Origin of the sequence: Nocardiopsis sp. MG754419, assembly GCF_018207095.1 — a bacterium.
Classification (GTDB): domain Bacteria; phylum Actinomycetota; class Actinomycetes; order Streptosporangiales; family Streptosporangiaceae; genus Nocardiopsis.
The window spans coordinates 1-996 of the sequence record NZ_QOCZ01000315.1; the positions used below are offsets into that span (position 1 = coordinate 1).

The 996-nt window shown below is 66.5% G+C and carries 1 protein-coding gene; it reads right to left on the reverse strand.

Annotation, left to right across the window (positions count from 1 at the left end):
* Nucleotides 1–32 precede the first annotated feature (32 nt).
* The gene (locus tag DSY14_RS27870) at nt 33–929 is read right to left on the reverse strand and encodes a hypothetical protein (RefSeq protein ID WP_211719575.1); all 897 of its coding nucleotides are present in this window, start codon (nt 927–929) and stop codon (nt 33–35) included.
* Nucleotides 930–996: the final 67 nt, after the last annotated feature.

Sequence of the window (996 nt, forward strand, 5' to 3'; positions counted from 1 at the left end):
CTAGATCGTTGATGGGGAAATGTGTGCCCTGGTCAGTGGTCGTAAGCGATCAACGACCGTTTGACCGGGGCACCGATCAGCCAGTTGTGCCAGATCGCCGCGTTCAACGCGCACACGCGCTGGCACACCCTGGCCCAGAGCCCCTCGGTGGTGCGGGCTTGGTGGCGCTCCAACCCCAACTGGTTCTTCAGTGTCCAGATGATCGCTTCGATCCGCTGCCGCAACCACCCAGGAAACACCTGCTCAGACTCGCCCTTGCGAGACGGGCGGACCAGAGGGTGCCCCAGGTCCGCGGCGGCCTTTTCGATTCCGGCCCCGGCGAAGCCCTTGTCGCACACGATCGGCACCGGTTCCGGGCCGGGGGCGCATTCCCGCACGTGGAGCAGGTGCAGGGCCTGCTTACGCTCGTCCAGCTCCTTGGGGTGGGCCAACGAGAAGGCGCACACCGCCCCCTCGGCGGTGGTGATCAGGAGGAGTTTGGCGCCCCAGTAGAACGCGTGGTGAGAGGGGTCCCTGCCATAGCCCGCGATCTCGCCCAGACCAGAGCGATCGACCGTGAGGCGCGAAGCCCCGCACCGCACCGGGGTGGCGTCCATCAAACGCAGCCTCTCGTGCCAGGTGGGAACCGCTCGGGCCAGCCACATCGCGACCGTGAACAGGGCGGGGGCGGCCGAGCGTAGGTGGCGGTTGTACTCGGACTGGCCCGGCAGGCGCGGGAACAAGTGCCCGATCCGGGCGGGAGCGGCGCGCATCCAGTGGCGTTCGGAATCATGGCGCAACAGCACTTGGGCCAGGGCGACACAGACGAGTTCGGCGTCGTTGAGCAAGCGGGGGCGGCCCGGCCCGGGGTGTTGGTTGCGGGAAGGGAACACGTCATCGTCCAGATGGACGTAGAGTGCTGTCAGAAGGGCGTCAAGGTCTTTGGTCACACACTGATCCTCGACGCCCTTCGTCTTGCCCGCAGGCGTTTCAGGGATTTCCCATCAACGATCTAGG